This window comes from Pseudomonas sp. GB2N2 (assembly GCF_054897705.1).
The window spans coordinates 3,614,984-3,633,610 of record NZ_CM142701.1 but is presented as its reverse complement, the minus strand read 5'-3'; the positions used below and the strand labels follow the sequence as shown (position 1 = coordinate 3,633,610).

General features: G+C 61.1%; 13 protein-coding genes and 1 pseudogene. 10 read left to right on the top strand and 4 right to left on the bottom strand.

What is annotated here, in order from left to right; translation table 11 throughout:
* Positions 1-6 precede the first annotated feature (6 nt).
* The 5 genes and pseudogenes from ampD (at position 7) to ACYZT4_RS16835 (ending at position 4,149) form a co-directional block, all read left to right on the top strand.
* Positions 7-567 carry a 1,6-anhydro-N-acetylmuramyl-L-alanine amidase AmpD gene (ampD, locus tag ACYZT4_RS16855; protein ID WP_461981481.1) on the top strand — a complete coding sequence of 187 codons (561 nt, stop codon included), beginning with the start codon at positions 7-9 and terminating at the stop codon, positions 565-567.
* Positions 564-1,400, top strand: coding sequence for a regulatory signaling modulator protein AmpE (gene ampE, locus ACYZT4_RS16850; protein WP_461981479.1), 837 nt, complete (start codon positions 564-566; stop codon positions 1,398-1,400). The genes ampD and ampE overlap by 4 nt, the downstream gene beginning before the upstream one ends.
* Positions 1,401-1,589: 189 nt before the next feature.
* A pseudogene (locus ACYZT4_RS16845) lies at positions 1,590-2,681 on the top strand (methyl-accepting chemotaxis protein); the annotation flags it as partial.
* The gene (locus tag ACYZT4_RS16840; RefSeq protein WP_461988711.1) at positions 2,658-3,587 is read left to right on the top strand and encodes a methyl-accepting chemotaxis protein; all 930 of its coding nucleotides are present in this window, start codon (positions 2,658-2,660) and stop codon (positions 3,585-3,587) included. The pseudogene ACYZT4_RS16845 and the gene ACYZT4_RS16840, both read left to right, overlap by 24 nt.
* Before the next feature lie 172 nt (positions 3,588-3,759).
* A complete protein-coding gene (locus ACYZT4_RS16835; protein ID WP_461981477.1) occupies positions 3,760-4,149 on the top strand; it encodes a hypothetical protein in 390 nt (129 codons plus the stop codon).
* Here ACYZT4_RS16835 and ACYZT4_RS16830 read toward each other — a convergent pair whose 3' ends face one another.
* Both ACYZT4_RS16830 and cra read right to left on the bottom strand, forming a co-directional pair.
* Complete coding sequence (locus tag ACYZT4_RS16830; protein WP_461981475.1) at positions 4,150-4,926, bottom strand: TatD family hydrolase; 777 nt, start codon at positions 4,924-4,926, stop codon at positions 4,150-4,152. It lies immediately after the preceding gene.
* A 3-nt stretch (positions 4,927-4,929) separates the two neighbouring features.
* Positions 4,930-5,925: a catabolite repressor/activator gene (gene cra, locus ACYZT4_RS16825; RefSeq protein WP_461988710.1), complete on the bottom strand. Its 996-nt coding sequence runs from the start codon at positions 5,923-5,925 to the stop codon at positions 4,930-4,932.
* Between the two features lie 282 nt (positions 5,926-6,207).
* Between cra and ptsP the strand changes: the two genes are divergently transcribed.
* Genes ptsP through ACYZT4_RS16810 form a run of 3 tightly spaced genes read left to right on the top strand, consistent with a single transcriptional unit; the run spans position 6,208 to position 11,761 of the window.
* Complete coding sequence (gene ptsP / locus ACYZT4_RS16820) at positions 6,208-9,069, top strand: phosphoenolpyruvate--protein phosphotransferase (RefSeq protein ID WP_461981473.1); 2,862 nt, start codon at positions 6,208-6,210, stop codon at positions 9,067-9,069.
* A complete protein-coding gene (pfkB, locus tag ACYZT4_RS16815; RefSeq protein WP_461981471.1) occupies positions 9,069-10,010 on the top strand; it encodes a 1-phosphofructokinase in 942 nt (313 codons plus the stop codon). Before ptsP ends, pfkB begins: the two co-directional genes overlap by 1 nt.
* 11 nt (positions 10,011-10,021) lie before the next feature.
* Positions 10,022-11,761: a PTS fructose-like transporter subunit IIB gene (locus ACYZT4_RS16810; RefSeq protein ID WP_461981469.1), complete on the top strand. Its 1,740-nt coding sequence runs from the start codon at positions 10,022-10,024 to the stop codon at positions 11,759-11,761.
* 137 nt (positions 11,762-11,898) lie between these two features.
* Here the strand turns inward: ACYZT4_RS16810 and ACYZT4_RS16805 are convergent, their stop codons facing one another.
* Positions 11,899-14,424 carry a PepSY domain-containing protein gene (locus tag ACYZT4_RS16805; protein WP_461981467.1) on the bottom strand — a complete coding sequence of 842 codons (2,526 nt, stop codon included), beginning with the start codon at positions 14,422-14,424 and terminating at the stop codon, positions 11,899-11,901.
* A 140-nt stretch (positions 14,425-14,564) separates the two neighbouring features.
* Positions 14,565-16,895 carry a TonB-dependent receptor gene (locus ACYZT4_RS16800; RefSeq protein WP_461981465.1) on the bottom strand — a complete coding sequence of 777 codons (2,331 nt, stop codon included), beginning with the start codon at positions 16,893-16,895 and terminating at the stop codon, positions 14,565-14,567.
* A gap of 206 nt (positions 16,896-17,101) precedes the next feature.
* On the opposite strand from ACYZT4_RS16800, the gene ACYZT4_RS16795 reads away from it, so the two are divergent.
* Together ACYZT4_RS16795 and ACYZT4_RS16790 are read left to right on the top strand one after the other, a co-directional pair.
* A complete protein-coding gene (locus tag ACYZT4_RS16795) occupies positions 17,102-17,782 on the top strand; it encodes a Fe2+-dependent dioxygenase (protein ID WP_461981463.1) in 681 nt (226 codons plus the stop codon).
* On the top strand, positions 17,779-18,546 hold the full coding sequence (locus ACYZT4_RS16790) for a tetratricopeptide repeat protein (RefSeq protein ID WP_461981461.1): 768 nt from the start codon (positions 17,779-17,781) through the stop codon (positions 18,544-18,546). The genes ACYZT4_RS16795 and ACYZT4_RS16790 overlap by 4 nt, the downstream gene beginning before the upstream one ends.
* Positions 18,547-18,627 lie beyond the last annotated feature (81 nt).

Sequence of the window (18,627 nt, the reverse complement as noted above, 5' to 3'; positions counted from 1 at the left end):
ACCTGTATGCAGTTGGACCCCGCGAGTGGTTGGTGTCAGGGCGTGAATGTTTGCCCGTCGCCCAACTTCAATGCGCGCCCCACAGGCGAGATTTCCCTGCTGGTGATCCACAACATCAGTCTGCCGCCGGCGCAGTTCGCCACCGGCAAGGTGCAGGAATTTTTCCAGAACCGGCTGGATGTCACCGAACACCCGTACTTTGAAGGGATCGCTGATCTGCGGGTGTCTGCACATTTTCTGATTGAGCGTGACGGCACCGTCACTCAGTTTGTCTCTTGTCTTGAGCGTGCCTGGCATGCCGGCGTGTCGTGCTTCGATGGTCGCGAAACCTGTAACGATTTTTCCGTGGGCATCGAGCTCGAAGGCACGGATGACCTGCCATTCACCGACGCTCAATATGACGCGTTGACGAACCTGACCGTGCAGCTGCAAAGCACCTTCACCGCCATTACCGCGCCACGCATTTGCGGGCACAGCGACATTGCGCCGGGGCGCAAGACCGACCCGGGGCCGGCGTTCGACTGGGCAAGGTATCGCGCGGCCCTGGCTAAAGAGGAACAACGATGAGTTTTCTGGTGTTGCTATTGGCGGTGTGGATCGAGAAATTCTCGGCCCTGCGCCATCGGATTCAACGTGATGGCGGTTGGTTGCGCGAGCTGCACAAGCTTGAAGCCAGCCCTCGTCTGGTCGACCGTCCGTGGTTGATTTTGGTGATTCTGGTGCTGCTGCCGGTGGCGATCCTGGGATTGCTGCTGGTGGTACTGCAGCCAGTCGCTTACGGTCTGTTGGCGTTGCCCGTGCATTTGCTGGTGGTGATTTACAGCCTCGGACGCGGTGACCTGCTCGCCGGTCTAGGGCCATTTCGCGATGCCTGGCGTCGGGAAGACCTGCAAGCCGCCGCGCATGTAGCGAGTCGTGACCTGAATATTTGTGCCGACGATGGCGAACAACTGCTGGAGCGGGTGCAGGGGCATTTGTTCTGGGAAGCGTACCAAAGCTTTTTTGCGGTGATCTTCTGGTACTTCCTGCTGGGCCCAGTGGCGGCGTTGAGCTATCGATTGCTCGCACTCGCCGAGGCGCACGGGAAAAACCCTGCCGTGGTCGAACGCGCGGCACAGCTGCGTCATGCCTTCGATTGGGTGCCGGTGCGCCTGCTGGCTGCGAGCTTCGCGCTGGTCGGAAATTTTGTTGCAGTGAGCCGGGTAATGCTCCACGAACTGCTGAACTGGAACATCAGCGCCGCCCAATTGATCGAGAAGGTCGGGCTGGTGGCGGGTGAAATTCCCGCTCCGGTGGTCGGGCCGGATGGCATCAACAGCCTCGATCGGATCTGGGAATTGCTGCTGCGCGCAGCGGTGCTCTGGTACGCCGGTGTTGCGTTGTGGACAGTCCTCCCCTAACCACCCCGCTCTTCCTGCAAGGGCTGCTTTCGCCGTTAACCTTAAGTTACAAAACCTCCCGCCGATTTAAGCTATACAGGGATGGCACTTCATAGTGGCGATCTGCTGCTTGTCTGTGACTGCCAATAAAAATAAGAAATCAAAGGGAGACTTCCAGTGAAGAGCTTGCTCTATCCCGCCGTCGCGCTGATGAATCGCCTGAGCTTCGGCATGAAGTTCAGCCTGATCAGCGTCCTGTTCCTGGTGCCCATGCTGGTCACCAACTTTTACCTGGTGCGCGATTCCTATCGTGAATTCCAGGGCACTCAAGTGGAACTGCAAAGCCTCGATCTGCTGGGCAGCAGCCTGACCTTGCGACGGGATCTGGAAACCCTGAACAATCTTGTGCAGATCAATGTCTTCCTTGGCCAGGCCGGCAAGGCGGGCAATCTTGAATCGACGATCACCGCCCAAGAGCGCAGTGTTCTGACCCGATTGCAAGGGCTGACGGCGATGAGCATCGATCCGGAACACATCGCGCTGTTCGATGGCAAACGCGATGAGATGATCGCCGCGTTCAAGGCCCAGCAAACCGAAAATTCCCTGCAAAGCAAAAGTGCGCTGATCGGCAAGTTGCTCGGCAACGCCCAGGTATTCAGTCAGATCATCGCCAGCCAGGCGGGTTTGAGCCGCGATACTCAGAGCGATATGCGTCAGCTCACCGAGCTCATTATCAGCATCACACCTGCCATCACCCAGACGCTGGGCGATGGCCGCGCAATGGGTTCCTACTCGCTGGGCCAAGGCTTCCTCAATTCGTCGTCGAGCACACGTTTTGATGAGTTGCTGGGGCAGATAGAAAAGCTGCAAGGCGAGTACGGCCTGAAAGTGCAGGATGCATTGGGATCGAGCAAAGCAGCGCGTGCAACCCTGTCGGCCCAGGCCGAGGGCAGCAAGGCCTCGCTGAAAAAGGCCAGTGAACTGTTTGAAGAGCAGGTAGTGACGGCCGACACCCTCGATACGCCGTGGCAGGCCTTTTACGATCAGGTCTCCGGCCTGATGGACCAGACTTACCAGCTCAACGAAGCCACCCTGAAATTTCTCGACACACAGTTGCAGCAGCGCCTGACGCAGAATCGCACCCACATGGTTTTGCAGGCTGTTGCGTTGTCGGTGGTGTTCGTGCTGATTTTTTATCTCTACGGCGGCTTCTACGCCTCGACCCGCAACACCCTCAAGCGGCTTGGCGCGATGATGGACAAGGTGGCGGCTGGCGACATGACTGTGACCTTCAATGCCAACAGCCGTGATGAACTGGGCGAGTTGGGAGAGGTGTTCAACAGTACGGTGAAGAAAATCCATGACCTGATCGAGCGTGTCGGCCACACCGTTGATGAGGTCGAGCGCCAGGCGGGCCAGGTCGAAAATGTCTCGGCTCAAAGCAATCAGGCCGTCGCAGGGCAACGCTCGCAGATCGAGCAAGTGGCCACGGCGATGAATCAGATGTCGGCGACGTCACTGGAAGTGGCCCGCAGTGCCGCCGTCGCGGTGAGCAGTGCCCACAGCGTCAACGACGAAACCCTCAGCGGTCGCGGTCTGGTGGAATCGCAACAAGGCAGCATTGCTGCGCTGGCCAGCGAGATCGATCAATCGGTGCGGGTGATCAATCAACTGGCCAGCGACAGCCAGTCGATCAGCCGCGTATTGGAAGTGATCAAGAGCATCGCCGAGCAGACCAACCTGCTGGCGCTCAACGCGGCCATCGAGGCGGCTCGGGCGGGCGAGCAGGGTCGAGGGTTCGCGGTGGTGGCGGACGAGGTCCGGACCCTTGCTAAACGCACGCAGCAATCCACCGAAGAAATCGAACAGATGATCGCCAAGCTGCACAGTGGTGTCGGCGCGGCGGTGAAGGCCATGGGCACCAGCCATGAAATGGCCAACGGCACCGTGGGGCAGTCGGAAAAGGTCCAGCAGGCGCTGGAAAACATCCTCGGGGCCGTCGGCATGATCGTCGATCAAAACCAGCAGATCGCCGCCGCCGTGGAACAACAGACCGCCGTGGCGCATGACATTGACCAGAACATCGTCGAGATCAACCGCGCCGGCGAGCGCACCGCTGAAGGCGCGCACCAGACGGAGGACGCCAGTCGGGCGTTGACGGCTCAGGTGGTGGAGCTGAAACAATTGATCAGCGCGTTCCGGGTGTAGGGAACACAGTACCAATGTGGGAGCGAGCAAGCCCGCTCCCACGGGTTTTGTGCTCCGTCTGTAGTATTTGTTACTGGGTCACGTCAGCAATTTCCGGTTTCCCTACAGCCTCTGGTTTTTGGTCTTCAATAAAGGATGATCCATCTCACTCTAGCCCTGAGGAAGCCTGGAAATGTCTGCCACAACGAATGGAATCCAGGGCCACTGCGCACATTGCGGATGCACGCTCCTGCTCGAATCCTGGCAACTCAACGCCATCGCCATCAACGAAGCATTTGCCTGTGCTCATTGCCACAAAGCCTTGCAACTGCGCGATCCGAAACAGATCAAGCGCATCAAATCTCTCGACTCGATCGCGATGCTTCAGGCGAGCACGTTGATTATGGTCTGCACCGCATTACTGGTGGCGCTGGTGATGGAATGGGTCGGGATGCTCAGCGTGATTGAACAGCTGAACTTTTCGCTGATCGCGCTACTGATCTACTGCTTGGTCATTCAGTTTGCCAGGCACCGACAACACATGACGCTGCTGCTGGAAGCGGCCAAAGCGCACGCCGATTGATTACCAGTTGAACAACTCACAGGCATTGGCGGTGCTGGCAGCCGCCAACCGTTGCGGACTGATCGCCATGATTTCCGCCAGCGCCGAGCAAATCATCGGCAGATGCGAAGGGCTGTTGCGTTGACCGGGAAACATGGCGGGCGCCATGTCCGGTGAGTCGGTTTCCAGCACCACCGATTCCAGCGGCAGTTCGGCCAGCACCCGGTGCATGCGCAACGCCTGCGGCCAGGTTGCTGCGCCGCCAAGGCCCAGTTTGAAACCGAGCTTGATGTACTCGCGGGCCTCTTCTTGACTGCCGGCGAAGGCGTGAATGATGCCCGCGCGTTTCAACTTGAAACGCTTGAGCGTGGAGATCACCGCTGCATGACTGCGTCGCACATGAATCAGCGCCGGCAGATTGAAGTCCGCAGCCAGTTGCAGTTGCGCGTCGAACAGCGCTCGCTGGCGTTCACGGTCTAGGGTTTCAATGAAGTAGTCCAGACCGATCTCGCCCACGGCACACAGCTGTCGATGACCGGCCAGGCGGCTCAGCCAATCGCCGAGTTCGCGCAAATCTTCAGGTCGATGCTCATTCAGGTACACCGGGTGCAAACCGAAGGCGGCATGCAGATCGGGATCGCTTTGCACCAAGTCCCAGACCCGTTGCCAATTGCCCTGATACACCCCAAGCACCACCATCCGCCGCACGCCGAGGGCGCGGCTTTCAGCCAATAACGCCGCGCGGTCGAGATCGAAGTCGGGAAAATCCAGATGAGTGTGGCTGTCGATCAGCTCCACGGTTCAGTCCTGGCGAATACGCTGCTTGAAGGTCCGGGAGATGGCTTGCACGCCGGGTTGGTAGTCGGACTGCTCGATGGCGGCCAGGGCCAGTTGCAGCGCTTTGTCGGCGATCAACTGATGCTGCTGGGCCATGGCATTAACTGGCAGCGGCAGGAAGTCCAGCAACTGCGTGTCGCCAAACGTGCCGAGGCGCAGCGGGCGGGTTTTCAACGGGAAGTCATGCAAGGCGTCGAATACGCCCTGAAGCAGCACGTAGGACGTGGTCACCAGCGCATCCGGCAAATGCCCCAGGCGCTGAAGCATCTCTTCCATCATCTGCTTGCCGCACTCGCGGCTGAACGATAAGCCGTGCTCGATCAGAATCTCACCCTTGAAACCGCTCAGCGCTTCCTTGAAACCGGCCGCCCGCTCCTGGCTGATGCTCAGCTCGGGACGGGCGCCGATCAGGGCAATCTGCTTGGGCAACGGGTCTAGCAGGCTGCGGGTCAGCTGCAGGCTGGCTTCGCGATCATCGCTGATCACCGAGCAGAAATGCTCGGGCTCCATTACCCGGTCGATCGCGATGATCGGCATGCCCTTGGCTTGCAACTGACGGTAACTGTCGTCACCGGCCGGCAGGCAACTGGCGACGATCAAGGCATCGCAACGACGGGCGCGGAACAGTTGCAGCAACTGCCGTTCGCTGTCTGGCGCATCGTCGGAGCTGGCAATCAGGAGTTGATAGCCGCGGGCCCGCGCACCCTGTTCGAGCAATTTGGCGATACGGGCGTAACTCGGGTTTTCCAGGTCCGGCAGAATGAAACCCAGCGTGCGGGTGTGCCGACTGCGCAGCCCGGCCGCTTGCGGATTGGGGGTAAAGCCATGCTGTTCAACGACTGCGCGCACGCGCTCGACGGTCGCGCTGCTGATGCGTTGCTGTTCGGCCTTGCCATTGATGACATAACTGGCGGTGGTCACGGACACACCGGCCAGTTGGGCGATATCACTGAGTTTCAACTCGGGAGTTCCTTGTTTTTCAGCCGACATTTACGCCAATCCTACCCGATTCGGGCAAGTGACCCTTGTCCCAACGCATCCGACAAGTTGGACTTCAAGGATGGGACATAATCGAGTAACGTGCCAATCAATCTAGATTAAACGTTTCAGCAGGCGTATTTTCTACGTTTTATGCGCTTTTGGCCGGTTCTGCCGTGAAACCGCCAAAAGTGCCGGTCTAGCGCCTAAGCTGACTCATTCAAAACAATACCTGGCCCCACAAGGCGCCAAAAAGGAGAACGCATGCTCGAGCTCACCCAAGAGCAAATATCCATGGGCCAGTCGGCTGTGGATAAGTCCGCAGCGCTGCAACTGCTGGCACATTATCTGGTCGCCGACGGTCTGGTGGCCGACGGTTATCTGGCCGGTCTGCAAGCGCGCGAAGCCCAGGGCTCGACCTTTCTCGGTCAAGGCATCGCCATCCCTCATGGCACGCCGCAAACCCGCGATCAGGTGTTTTCCACCGGTGTGCGGTTGATGCAATTCCCCGACGGCGTGGATTGGGGTGACGGCCAGATCGTTTATCTGGCGATCGGGATTGCGGCGAAATCCGACGAACACTTGCGACTCCTGCAACTGCTGACCCGCGCCCTCGGCGAGACCGATCTGGGCCAGGCCCTGCGTCGCGCCAGTTCCGCCGAAGCCCTGCTGAAACTGCTGCAAGGCGCGCCGCAGGAATTGGCGCTGGATGCGCAAATGATCGGCCTCAGTGTCTCGGCGGATGACTTCGAAGAACTGGTCTGGCGCGGCGCCCGTTTGCTGCGTCAGGCAAATTGCGTGAGCAACGGTTTCTCCGCGGTCTTGCAGCAAGTCGAAGCGCTGCCGCTGGGCGATGGCTTGTGGTGGTTGCACAGCGAACAAACGGTCAAGCGTCCGGGCCTGGCCTTCGTCACGCCGGATAAGCCGATGCGCTATCTCGGCCAGCCCCTCAGCGGGCTGTTCTGTCTGGCCAGCCTCGGCGAGGCGCATCAAGCCTTGCTCGAACGCCTTTGCACGCTGCTGATCGAAGGTCGCGGCCATGAACTGGGCCGTGCCACCAGCAGTCGTAAAGTCCTCGAAGTGCTCGGCGGTGAACTGCCGGCGGACTGGCCGAGCGCGCGCATTGCCTTGGCCAACGCCCACGGTTTGCACGCGCGCCCGGCGAAAATCCTTGCGCAACTGGCGAAGCGTTTTGACGGAGAAATCCGCGTGCGGATTGTTGACGGTCAGGACAGCGCGGTGTCGGTCAAAAGCTTGAGCAAGTTGCTCAGCCTCGGCGCCCGTCGTGGTCAGGTGTTGGAGTTCATCGCAGAGCCGGGCATTGCGGCTGATGCCTTGCCGGCCCTGCTGGCTGCGATCGAAGAAGGGCTCGGTGAAGACATTGAGCCATTGCCCGCGGTGAGTCAGCAACGCGAAGTGATCGCCGACGTGGCCGAAGTGCTGCTGGCGCCAGCGTCCGGCAGCGTGGTCCAGGCCATCGCCGCCGCGCCGGGGATCGCCATCGGTCCGGCGCATATCCAGGTGCTGCAAACCCTCGACTACCCGCTGCGCGGTGAGTCCGCCGCCATTGAACGCGAGCGTTTGAAGCAAGCGCTGGCAGACGTTCGTCGTGACATCGAAGGGCTGATCGACCGCAGCACCTCCAAAGCCATCCGCGAGATCTTCATCACCCATCAGGAAATGCTCGACGACCCGGAATTGACCGATGACGTCGAGACGCGTCTCAAGCAGGGCGAGAGCGCTGAAGCGGCGTGGATGGCGGTGATCGAAGCCGCGGCCAAGCAGCAGGAATCGCTGCAGGATGCCTTGCTCGCCGAGCGTGCGGCGGACCTGCGTGACATCGGCCGTCGCGTCCTCGCGCAACTCTGCGGCGTCGAGACCCCGAGCGAGCCCGACCAACCGTACATTCTGGTGATGGATGAAGTCGGGCCATCCGACGTGGCGCGCCTTGATCCGGCCCGTGTCGCCGGTATTCTCACCGCCCGTGGCGGCGCCACCGCGCACAGCGCCATCGTCGCCCGTGCGCTGGGTATTCCGGCATTGGTCGGCGCCGGAGCGGCGGTGTTGCTGCTGGCGCCGGGCACGCCGTTGCTGCTCGACGGCCAGCGCGGTCGCCTGCATGTGGATGCCGATGCAAACACCTTGCAGCGCGCCACCGAGGAACGCGACACCCGCGAACATCGCTTGAAGGCGGCCGCCGAACAACGTCATCAACCGGCACTGACAACCGACGGCCACGCGGTCGAAGTGTTCGCCAACATCGGTGAAAGCGCGGGCGTGACCAGTGCGGTAGAGCAGGGCGCGGAAGGCATTGGTCTGCTGCGCACCGAACTGATTTTCATGGCTCACTCGCAGGCGCCCGACGAGGCGACACAGGAAGTCGAATACCGTCGCGTGCTCGACGGCCTCGCCGGTCGGCCGCTGGTGGTGCGCACCCTCGACGTCGGCGGCGACAAACCGCTGCCGTATTGGCCGATTGCCAAGGAAGAAAACCCGTTCCTCGGCGTACGCGGCATTCGCCTGACCTTGCAGCGTCCGCAGATCATGGAAGCGCAATTGCGCGCCTTGCTGCGCGCCGCTGACAACCGCCCGCTGCGGATCATGTTCCCGATGGTCGGCAGCGTGGACGAATGGCGTCAGGCGCGGGACATGACCGAGCGCTTGCGCCTGGAAATCCCGGTCGCCGACCTGCAACTGGGGATCATGATCGAAGTGCCGTCGGCGGCGTTGCTCGCGCCGGTGCTGGCCAAGGAAGTCGACTTCTTCAGCGTCGGCACCAACGACCTCACGCAATACACCCTGGCCATCGATCGCGGTCATCCGACGTTGTCGGCCCAGGCGGACGGCTTGCACCCGGCGGTGCTGCAACTGATCGACATCACCGTGCGCGCGGCTCATGCCCATGGCAAATGGGTCGGCGTGTGCGGCGAACTGGCAGCCGATCCGCTGGCGGTGCCGGTGCTGGTCGGCCTCGGCGTGGATGAACTCAGCGTGTCCGCTCGCAGCATCGCCGAGGTCAAGGCGCGCATCCGCGAACTCAGCCTGACCCAGAGTCAAATTCTTGCCCAACAGGCGTTGGCCGTGGGCAGCGCGAATGAAGTACGCGCATTAGTGGAGGCCCTGTAATGGCCCGGATTCTGACCCTGACCCTTAACCCGGCGCTGGACCTGACGGTGCAGTTGCCGCGCCTTGAGCCCGGTCAAGTCAATCGCAGCAACGAAATGCACACCCACGCCGCCGGTAAAGGCGTGAACGTGGCCCAGGTGCTGGCGGACCTCGGGCATCAGCTCACCGTCAGCGGTTTCCTCGGCGAAGACAATCTGCAAGCGTTCGAAACCCTGTTCGCCAAACGCGGTTTTGTCGACGCATTTATCCGTGTCCCCGGTGAAACCCGCAGCAACCTGAAACTCGCCGAAAGCGACGGACGCATTACCGACATCAACGGCCCGGGGCCGAAGGTCAGTGAGGCGGCGCAACAGGCGTTGCTGGAGCGGCTGGATCAGATTGCGCCGGGGCATGACGCCGTCGTCGTCGCCGGCAGCCTGCCGCAAGGCGTCAGTCCCGAGTGGCTGCAGGCGTTGATCCTGCGCTTGAAAAATCTGGGGTTGAACGTCGCGCTGGACAGCAGTGGCGAGGCGTTGAAAGCCGCGCTCAAGGCCGGTCCCTGGTTGATCAAACCCAACACCGAGGAGCTGGCCGATGCGCTCGGTTGTGACGTGGTGTCCGTCGCGGCTCAAGCCTTGGCCGCGAGCCGTCTGCACGCGCAAGGCATCGAGCACGTGGTGATCTCCCACGGCGCCGACGGCGTGAACTGGTTCAGTGTTGGCACGGCGCTGCATGCCACGCCGCCCAAGGTCAGCGTCGCCAGTACGGTGGGCGCGGGCGATTCGCTGCTGGCCGGCATGCTCCACGGTTTGCTCAGTGCCGACACGCCGGAACAGACCCTGCGCACCGCCACGGCAATCGCCGCGATGGCAGTGACGCAGATCGGTTTCGGCATTGGCGATGCGGCTCAATTGGCGCGGCTTGAACAGGGTGTGCGCGTGCGTCCCCTGACAGAACAATAAGAGGATTTGTCATGAAGTTAGCCATTGTTACGGCCTGCCCGAACGGCATGGTCACCAGTGTGCTGTGCGCACGCTTGCTCGATGCCGCCGCGCAGCGCCAAGGCTGGAGCACCAGCGTTGAAGTAGTGGACGCCGCACACCCGGAGCGTCAGTTGTCGACGGCCACGATCGAGGGTGCCGAGTGGGTGTTGCTGGTGACGAGCACCGTGGTGGACATGTCGCGGTTTGCCGGCAAACGCGTATTCCAGAGCACCCCGGCGCAGGCCCTGCAAGATGTCGAAGCGGTGCTGCGACGCGGTGCTGACGAGGCTCGGGTTTATGTCGCCCCGGAGGCTGCGCCCGAACCGGCCACGGCCACTAAAAATGCCCCGCGCCTGGTCGCGATCACCGCGTGCCCGACTGGCGTGGCGCATACCTTCATGGCCGCCGAAGCTTTGCAGCAAGCGGCGAAGCGTCTGGGCTATGACCTGCAAATCGAAACCCAAGGCTCGGTCGGCGCGCGTAATCCATTGAGTGCGGCGGCGATTGCCGATGCGGATGTGGTGCTGCTGGCATGTGACATTGAAGTCGCCACCGAGCGCTTCGCCGGCAAGAAAATCTACCGTTGCGGCACTGGCATTGCGTTGAAGCAAGCCGAAGCGACGCTGAACAAAGCGTTGGCCGAAGGCAAGCAGGAAAGCGCGGCGATGGGTGCCGTGGGCCCCGCCAGGAAGGAGAAGACGGGCGTCTACAAACACCTGCTGACCGGTGTGTCGTTCATGCTGCCGATGGTGGTGGCGGGCGGTCTGATGATCGCGTTGTCGTTCGTGTTCGGCATCACCGCGTTCAAGGAGGAAGGCACGCTGGCAGCGGCGCTGATGCAGATTGGCGGCGAGACCGCGTTCAAGTTGATGGTGCCGTTGCTTGCTGGGTACATCGCTTACTCGATTGCCGACCGCCCGGGCCTTGCGCCGGGGATGATCGGCGGCTTGCTGGCGAGCACCCTGGGTGCGGGTTTTATCGGCGGAATCATTGCCGGTTTCATCGCCGGTTATGCGGCGCAGGCGATCAATCGGTATGCGCGTTTGCCCCAAAGCCTCGAAGCACTGAAACCGATCCTGATCATCCCGTTGCTGGCGAGTCTGTTCACCGGCCTGGTGATGATTTATGTGGTCGGCAAACCGGTGGCCGGCATGCTCGCCGGGCTCACGCATTTCCTCGACAGCATGGGCACCACCAACGCCATTCTGCTTGGCGTGTTGTTGGGCGGCATGATGTGCGTCGACCTTGGCGGGCCGATCAACAAGGCCGCATATGCGTTCTCGGTGGGGCTGCTGGCGTCGCAGAGTTATGCGCCGATGGCCGCGACCATGGCGGCCGGCATGGTGCCGCCGATTGGCCTCGGGATTGCCACCTTCATCGCCCGACGCAAGTTCGCCCAGACGGAGCGCGAGGCGGGTAAAGCGGCGTTGGTGCTGGGGTTGTGCTTTATCTCCGAAGGCGCGATTCCGTTTGCGGCCAAGGACCCATTGCGGGTGATCCCGGCGAGCATCGCCGGCGGCGCGCTGACCGGTGCGCTGTCGATGTACTTCGGCTGCAAACTGATGGCGCCGCACGGTGGATTGTTCGTGTTGGCGATCCCGAACGCGATCAACCATGCGCTGCTGTATTTGCTGGCGATTGTCGCGGGGAGTTTGTTGACGGCGGTGGCGTATGCGCTGCTGAAACGGCCTGAGGTGGTGGAGCTGGCAGTCGAGCCTGTCAGTGCATAATCGACCCTTGTGGCGATGGCGTCTTTGATATCGCCATCGCCGGCAAGCCGGCTCCTACAGGGAACAGCGTCAGCACGCCGTAAGGGCGGAACCGTTATCAGCCATCACCCGGATAATGGATATTCACCCAAGCAACATCAGTAAACGTCGCGCCGATATCGTCCTTGTTCAATCAACCGATCAACCTCCGAAATCCCGAGCACTTCGTTGAGCACGTGATCCACCCCCGAAGCCATACCCTGCAGACTGCCGCAGATATAAATCACCGCGCCTTCAGCCAGCCATTGCTTGAGCAAATCCGCCGATTCACGCAAGCGATCCTGCACGTAGATCTTCTGCGCCTGATCCCGCGAAAATGCCAGATCCAACCGCTCGATATCTCCGGCAATCAACCACTCTTCAAGCTCCGCGCGACACAGGTAGTCTTGCTCGCGATTGCGCTCGCCAAACAACAGCCAGTGCCGAGTCTGCCCATCGGCAATCCGCGCCTTGAGCAAACTGCGCAACCCGGCCAGGCCGGTGCCGTTGCCCAACAAAATCATCGGCAGTGGCTCGACCGGCAGATGGAAACCGCTGTTGCGCCGCACCCGCAGACTGATGGTGCCGCCGACCGGCGCATGTTCAGTCAGCCACCCTGAGCCAACGCCCAGGCTACCGTCAGGATGCAGTTCCTGGCGCACGATCAGTTCCAGCACGCCATCAGCGGCAATCGACGCAATCGAATACTCGCGCATCTCCAACGGCACCAAGGCGTCCACCAATGCTTGCGCATGCAGGCCAACCAGATGGGTGCGGTTCTCAAGCAACTGCCGACTGGCGAGGGCGTGGTCCAGCGGTTGCGACAGATCACCAAGGGTGACCATCGCTCGACCATCAATCCCCAGGCCGTCGAGGAAATGTTCGATCACCCACGGGCAATTTCGCGGCAGGACTTCCACCAGATCCCCCGCCAACCAACTGCTGGTGCTCGGAGCATTGAGGCCCAGCAAATAGACAGGCGCGCCGCTGCTGTCCGGGTTCATCAATTCGCGGCGGACCAGCGTCCAGTTGTCGTAGCTCGGCGCTTGCCAGGTATCCACGGGCGCCTGTCCGGTCAGCAGGCCGAGTTGCTGTTGCCAGTGACGCAAGGCGTACGGATCGCCGCTGTCGACTTCCACCGGCGCGAACAGGTGCTTGCCGCCGTGCTCGCCGAGCCAGCTGTGCAAGCGACGGGCGAAACCGCAGAAGTTTTGATACTGGCGATCGCCAAGTCCGAGCACCGCGTAATTCAGGCTCTCCAGGCTCGACGCCCGGCCCAGCACTTTGCGTTCGAAGCCGCGGGCGCTGTCCGGCGCTTCGCCGTCGCCGAAGGTGCTGACGACGAACAGCGCATTGTTCGACTCACGCAAGTCCTGCTCGCTGACACTGGCCAGTGGCTGGACTTTTACCGGCAAACCGGCAGCCTGCAATTGTCCTGCGGTCTGCCACGCGAGTTGCTCGGCAAAGCCGCTCTGGCTGGCGAAACCGATCAGCCAAGCCGGTGCATCGCTGCCCGGTTGTGCGAGGCCTTTGCGCGCATCCTTGATCTGCTTTTTCTTGCGGCGACGATCGAGGTACAGCAACCAGCCCGTGACGAAAAACAACGGCATGCTCAGCGCTGTAATGGTCAGGATGATCCGCCCGACAATGCCGAAATAGCTGCCGACGTGCAGCGCATAGAGGCTGGTCAGCAACTGCGCTTTGAGGCTTTTGTCGCTGTAGCGCTCATGGCGTTTGACGATGCCGGTGGCCGGATCGAGGGTGATCTGGTTCAGCGCGCGGTCGTGTGGCGACGAATTGAGCAGGTAGAACACGGTCGCCGGTTGCCCGGCCACGGGCGGCATGCGGACGTTATACGCACTCAATGCAGGGCCGGCGGCGCTGTAGATGCTGCTCCACATCGCGGCGTAATCGGCCGTCGGTGCCGGGCCATCGGGCGCTGGACCGCGATTGCGCACCCGCTCGTTCTGCGGCGCATCGGAAAGCAGTTGGGTCATGCCCTTGTTGTACCACTCGTAGGACCAGGACAACCCGGTCAACGCCGACAGCATGTAAAACATCAGGCACCAGGTGCCGGCAACGGAGTGCAGATCCCAGTTGAAACTGCGGCCCTTTTTTTTCCAGTCGAGGGTCAGCCAGGCGCGCCAGTTGTTCCATTGGCGCGGCCAGCGCAGGTACAGCCCGGACAGGCAGAAAAACAGCAGAATCAGCGTGCACGCGCCGGTGATCTGCCGGCCGGTTTCGCCCATGGCGAGGAACCGGTGCAGTTGCAGCATCAGGCCGAAGAAGTCCTGGCCGGTGGCGTCGCCCATGAACTCAGCGGTGTACGGGTCGAAGTAGCGCATTTCGCCGCGACGTTCGCCCGGCGGTGGCGTGAAGATCACCCGCGCGGCGTTGCCGCTGTCGGTCTCGACCCACAGCATTGAGACTTTCTTGCCCGAGGCGCCTTCGATTTTTTCCACCAGTTCGGCGGGTGGCAACACGCCGGCGACCTGCTTCTCGACCTGCAACACCGAAGGATTGAGTGCACGCAGGATTTCGTCCTGAAACGACACCGTCGCGCCGGTGATGCCCATCAGGGCCAGGACCAGCCCGGCACTGATACCGAAAAACCAGTGCAACTGGAACAGGGTTTTCTTCAACACGTCGCTCGCCTTGTCCGTTCGAAAGTTGTGAACACGGCGCGCATTATGCCGTGGGTTGTCGAGAAACATTCTTTTTTACGCGCAAAAGCCCCGTTCAAGAAGATGAACGGGGCTATGAGTCGACTCCTGCAACTACCGGGTCAGAAGTGGAAGTTGGTGCTCAGCAACGCAGTCCGCCCCGCCGCCTGGTTGGCGAAGTGAGTCGAGAACGCCTTGTCGTAGTAGGTTTCGTCGGTCAGGTTCTGCACGTTCAGTTGCAGGTCGACGTTCTTGGTCAGCTTGTAGGCCGCCATTGCGTCATAGCGAACATAGGAATCAACCAGGGTGGTGTTGGCTGCGCTGCCGAACACATCGTCAACGTAGAACGCACCGCCACCGATGGTCAGCTTCGGCGTGACCTGGTAAGTCGTCCACAGGCTGGCGCTGTTTTTCGGAGTGTTTGGCAGTTGATTGCCGTTGTTGGCTTTGTTGGCGGGCAGATCACCGCCGTCGACTTGCTCGCTGTCCATGAAGGCGTAACCGGCGAAGACTTGCCATTTGTCGGTGAGCTTGCCGGTAGCCGACAGTTCGAAACCTTGAACGCGGGTTTTGCCGACGTTTTCGTAGGTTGTGGTGTTGCTTTGGACCCGGGCGTTTTCTTTTTCGGTGCGGAAAATGTCGGCGGTCAGGGACAGGCGATCATTCATGAAGTCCCACTTGGTGCCGATTTCGTAGTTCTTGGTGGTTTCCGGCTCCATGTCGCTGCTCAGCAAGTTGCCGTTGCGATCCGGTGTGCCGCTCAACGGGTTGCCGTCCTGGCCTTCGCCGAGGGTGGCGCCCGGTGGGGTCGCGGAGGTCGCGTAGGACGCATAGATACTGCCGTTTTCAGCCGGTTTGTACACCACGCCGAACTGGCCGGTGACGAATTCGCTGACGTCGTCGCCCTTGAACGTGGTTGCGCCGGCAGCGGTGTAGGATTTGTATTGAGTGTCGAAATGGTCGTAGCGCAGGCCCATGTTTACCAGCCATTGCTCGGACAATTCCAGCGTGTCGAACACGTACAGCGCGTAGGTGTTGGCCTTGGTGTCAGTGCCGGCGTAGTTGCGCGAGATCGCACCGTTCCATGGATCGTTCGGGTTCGGGTTCGACAACGAGGTGCAGTTGTAACCGCTGCGCACACCGATCAGCGCAGGGTTGCAGTTGGTGCTCGCAGCCGGAACAGTGGTCAGTGGCGTGGTGTCGGTGTTGACGTTGTACGAAGACTTCTGGCTTTCCTCGCGGCTCAATTCGATACCGGTGGAGAAGCTGTTCTTGAACCCGGCGATGTAGACATCACCAAACAGATCGGTCTGGTTGGTCGTGGTCTCAGTGTTGCTGACGCGGCTGTTGGCGCGACGCCAGACGCTGCCGTTGTTGACGTTGCCCTTGCTGTCATCCGGCTGGGTCAGGATGTAATCCTGCATGCTGGTGCCGTGGCGCAGGGTGTTCTTGATGGTCAGCGCGTCGCTCAGGTCGTGCTCGATGGCGAAGGTCGCCGTGTCGGTGCGGGCCTTGCGGAAATCGCGGTCGTTCAGACCATAGAAGTTGTTGCTGTCGCCGCCGTCGTTCGGTTTGTCCGGATTGGCCTTGGTGCGGGCCGCCGAGCCTGCGGTCGGAATCGAGTACGGAATGCCCGAGTCCGGCGTGTCGTTACTTTCCAGATGGTAGTAATCGAGGTTCACCCGGGTGTCGGTGCCGAGGCCGAAGGCCAGCGACGGTGCAATGCCCCAACGATCGTAATCGACGCTGTCACGGCCGGCGACGTTGCTCTCATGGCTCATCAGGTTCAAGCGGCCAGCGGCGGTGTCGGTGAACTGGTAGTTGCCATCGAAGGTGTACCGCTGGGTCTGGTCCGAACCCCAAGTGAAACCACCGTCGGTCGAATTGCCAAGGTGGGCTTTCTTGCTCACCAGGTTGATCGTGCCGCCGGCCGCGCCACGACCACCGATGGCGGAGTTCGGGCCTTTGCTGACTTCAATCGATTCGACGGCGAAGATCTCGCGGCTCTGGGAACCGGTGTCGCGCACGCCATCGAGGTAGGTGTCGCCCTGGGCATCAAAACCGCGAATGAACGGACGGTCGCCCTGTGGGTTGCCGCCTTCACCAGCGCCGAAGGTAATGCCGGGAACGGTGCGCAGCGCGTCCTGCATGTTCAGGGCGCCAGTGTCCTTGAGCACTTGTTGCGGGATGACGGTGATTGAGCGAGGTGTGTCCACTAGCGGCGCGGTGTACTTGGGCGAGGAGGCTTTTTCGACGTTGTAGCTCGTCGCGTCCTGGGCTTCACCAGTGATTGCGGTCGCATCCAGGGAAATCGCGCCGTTCGGGGCTTTTTCGTCAGTCTTCTCGGCAGCGAACACCATGTGGCCCGCGGAGCCGGCTGTGATTGCCACGCCAATCGCGGAAGCGAGCAAACGCGGTGAACTGACGGGTGATTGTGATGGTTGGCGTGGCATTTGAATTCCCCTCCCCAAGGATTTGAGGTCGCGGAATATAGGGTAGACGCGTCTTTGTATCAATTGCGAAACGTTACTATTCGCACTTAATTTACATTCTTTACAATTTGTCCTTACGGTTTTAGCTGTTTCATTCGTCGCGGGGGTTTTACACCGACAATAAGAATCAATACCATTGCGACCCCTTTGCCTTCAGGTGTTTTCCCATGCTGCTGCACATCCCCGGCGTGTTCGCCAAAGAAGAAGTGCAGCGCATCCGCGAGGCCCTGGAGCAAGCGAACTGGGCGGACGGAAAAGTAACCGCCGGCTACCAATCGGCCAAGGCCAAGCACAATCTGCAATTGCCCGAAGGCCACCCGCTGGCGAAGGAAGTCGGCGCGGCGATGCTGGAACGGTTGTGGAAACATCCGCTGTTCATGTCGGCTGCGTTACCGCACAAAGTTTTTCCTCCGTTGCTGAACTGTTACACGGCGGGTGGCAGCTTCGACTTCCACATCGACAACGCCGTCCGTCAGCCCAAGGGTGGCATTGAGCGCGTGCGCACGGATCTTTCGGCCACGTTGTTTTTCAGCGAGCCCGAGGATTACGACGGCGGTGAGCTGGAAATCCAGGACACCTTCGGCACCCAGCGGGTGAAGTTGCCTGCCGGTGACATGGTCCTGTATCCCGGCACCAGCCTGCACAAGGTCAATGCGGTTACCCGTGGTACGCGATTCGCTGCGTTTTTCTGGACCCAGAGTCTGGTCCGCGAAGACAGCCAGCGCGCCTTGCTGTTCGAGATGGACGGGGCGATCCGGCAACTGACGCAGGACGTGCCGGACCATCCTTCGCTGATCCGTCTGACCGGTACTTATCACAACCTGTTGCGTCGCTGGGTCGAGGTATGAATTTTCAATTGCGCCGCCAAGAAGTGCTCGACGGTGATTCGCTCAAGACCATGCTGGAGGAAAGCCCCGCGCGTGCGGCCCAGGCGATTCTGGTTGCGGCCCGCGAAGGCGTGCTCGATGCCCAAGCCTTGCTTGGGCAGATTCTGCTGGACGGGCAGGGCATCGCGCTGGATCAACCATTGGCGTTGCGCTGGTTCCGGATCGCCGCGCAACGCGGGCACCTGATGGCGCGCAACATGCTTGGCCGCTGTCATGAACATGGCTGGGGGTGTGCGGCAGATGCTGCGGTCGCCGCGCGGCATTATCGTGTCGGGGCAGAAGCGGGGCTGGATTGGGCGATGTACAACTACGCCAATCTGCTGGCGACGGGGCGCGGTGGGGTGTTGGATCAGTTGCAAGCGCTGAATCTCTATCGCCGCGCTGCGGAGCTGGGGCACGCCAAATCAATGAACCTGCTGGGGCGTTATCTGGAAGAAGGGCGGATTTGCCCGGCGGATCAGCTCGGCGCGGTGGACTGGTATCGACGCTCGGCGGTCGGCGGGGATTTTCGCGGGCAGTTCAGTTATGCAGCGGTGTTAGCAGATGAGGGCAAAATTGACGAGGCTTTGGGATGGCTCCGCAAGGCACTGGCCGGGGGCAATCTGAATTTCCTGCGGGTAGCGAGCAAGGCGTTATTGAACTCAACCGACCCACAGATTCGTGGCCTCGCTACAGACTATGCCGAACGCCACGCCAAGCTGGAGCAACAACTCGCCTCCTTGTAGGAGCGAGCTCGCTCGCGAAAAATGTCCAGACAACGCGTACATTCAGATAACCAGCGTAATCGTTGACGTCCATCGCGAGCG

What these genes read in the sequence shown, in the direction of transcription:
- ampD (WP_461981481.1), top strand. Translation starts at nt 7, where the DNA reads ATGCAGTTGGACCCCGCGAGTGGTTGGTGTCAGGGCGTGAATGTTTGC.
- ampE (WP_461981479.1), top strand. Translation starts at nt 564, where the DNA reads ATGAGTTTTCTGGTGTTGCTATTGGCGGTGTGGATCGAGAAATTCTCG.
- ACYZT4_RS16840 (WP_461988711.1), top strand. Translation starts at nt 2,658, where the DNA reads ATGACTGTGACCTTCAATGCCAACAGCCGTGATGAACTGGGCGAGTTG.
- ACYZT4_RS16835 (WP_461981477.1), top strand. Translation starts at nt 3,760, where the DNA reads ATGTCTGCCACAACGAATGGAATCCAGGGCCACTGCGCACATTGCGGA.
- ptsP (WP_461981473.1), top strand. Translation starts at nt 6,208, where the DNA reads ATGCTCGAGCTCACCCAAGAGCAAATATCCATGGGCCAGTCGGCTGTG.
- pfkB (WP_461981471.1), top strand. Translation starts at nt 9,069, where the DNA reads ATGGCCCGGATTCTGACCCTGACCCTTAACCCGGCGCTGGACCTGACG.
- ACYZT4_RS16810 (WP_461981469.1), top strand. Translation starts at nt 10,022, where the DNA reads ATGAAGTTAGCCATTGTTACGGCCTGCCCGAACGGCATGGTCACCAGT.
- ACYZT4_RS16800 (WP_461981465.1), bottom strand. Translation starts at nt 16,895, where the DNA reads ATGCCACGCCAACCATCACAATCACCCGTCAGTTCACCGCGTTTGCTC.
- ACYZT4_RS16795 (WP_461981463.1), top strand. Translation starts at nt 17,102, where the DNA reads ATGCTGCTGCACATCCCCGGCGTGTTCGCCAAAGAAGAAGTGCAGCGC.
- ACYZT4_RS16790 (WP_461981461.1), top strand. Translation starts at nt 17,779, where the DNA reads ATGAATTTTCAATTGCGCCGCCAAGAAGTGCTCGACGGTGATTCGCTC.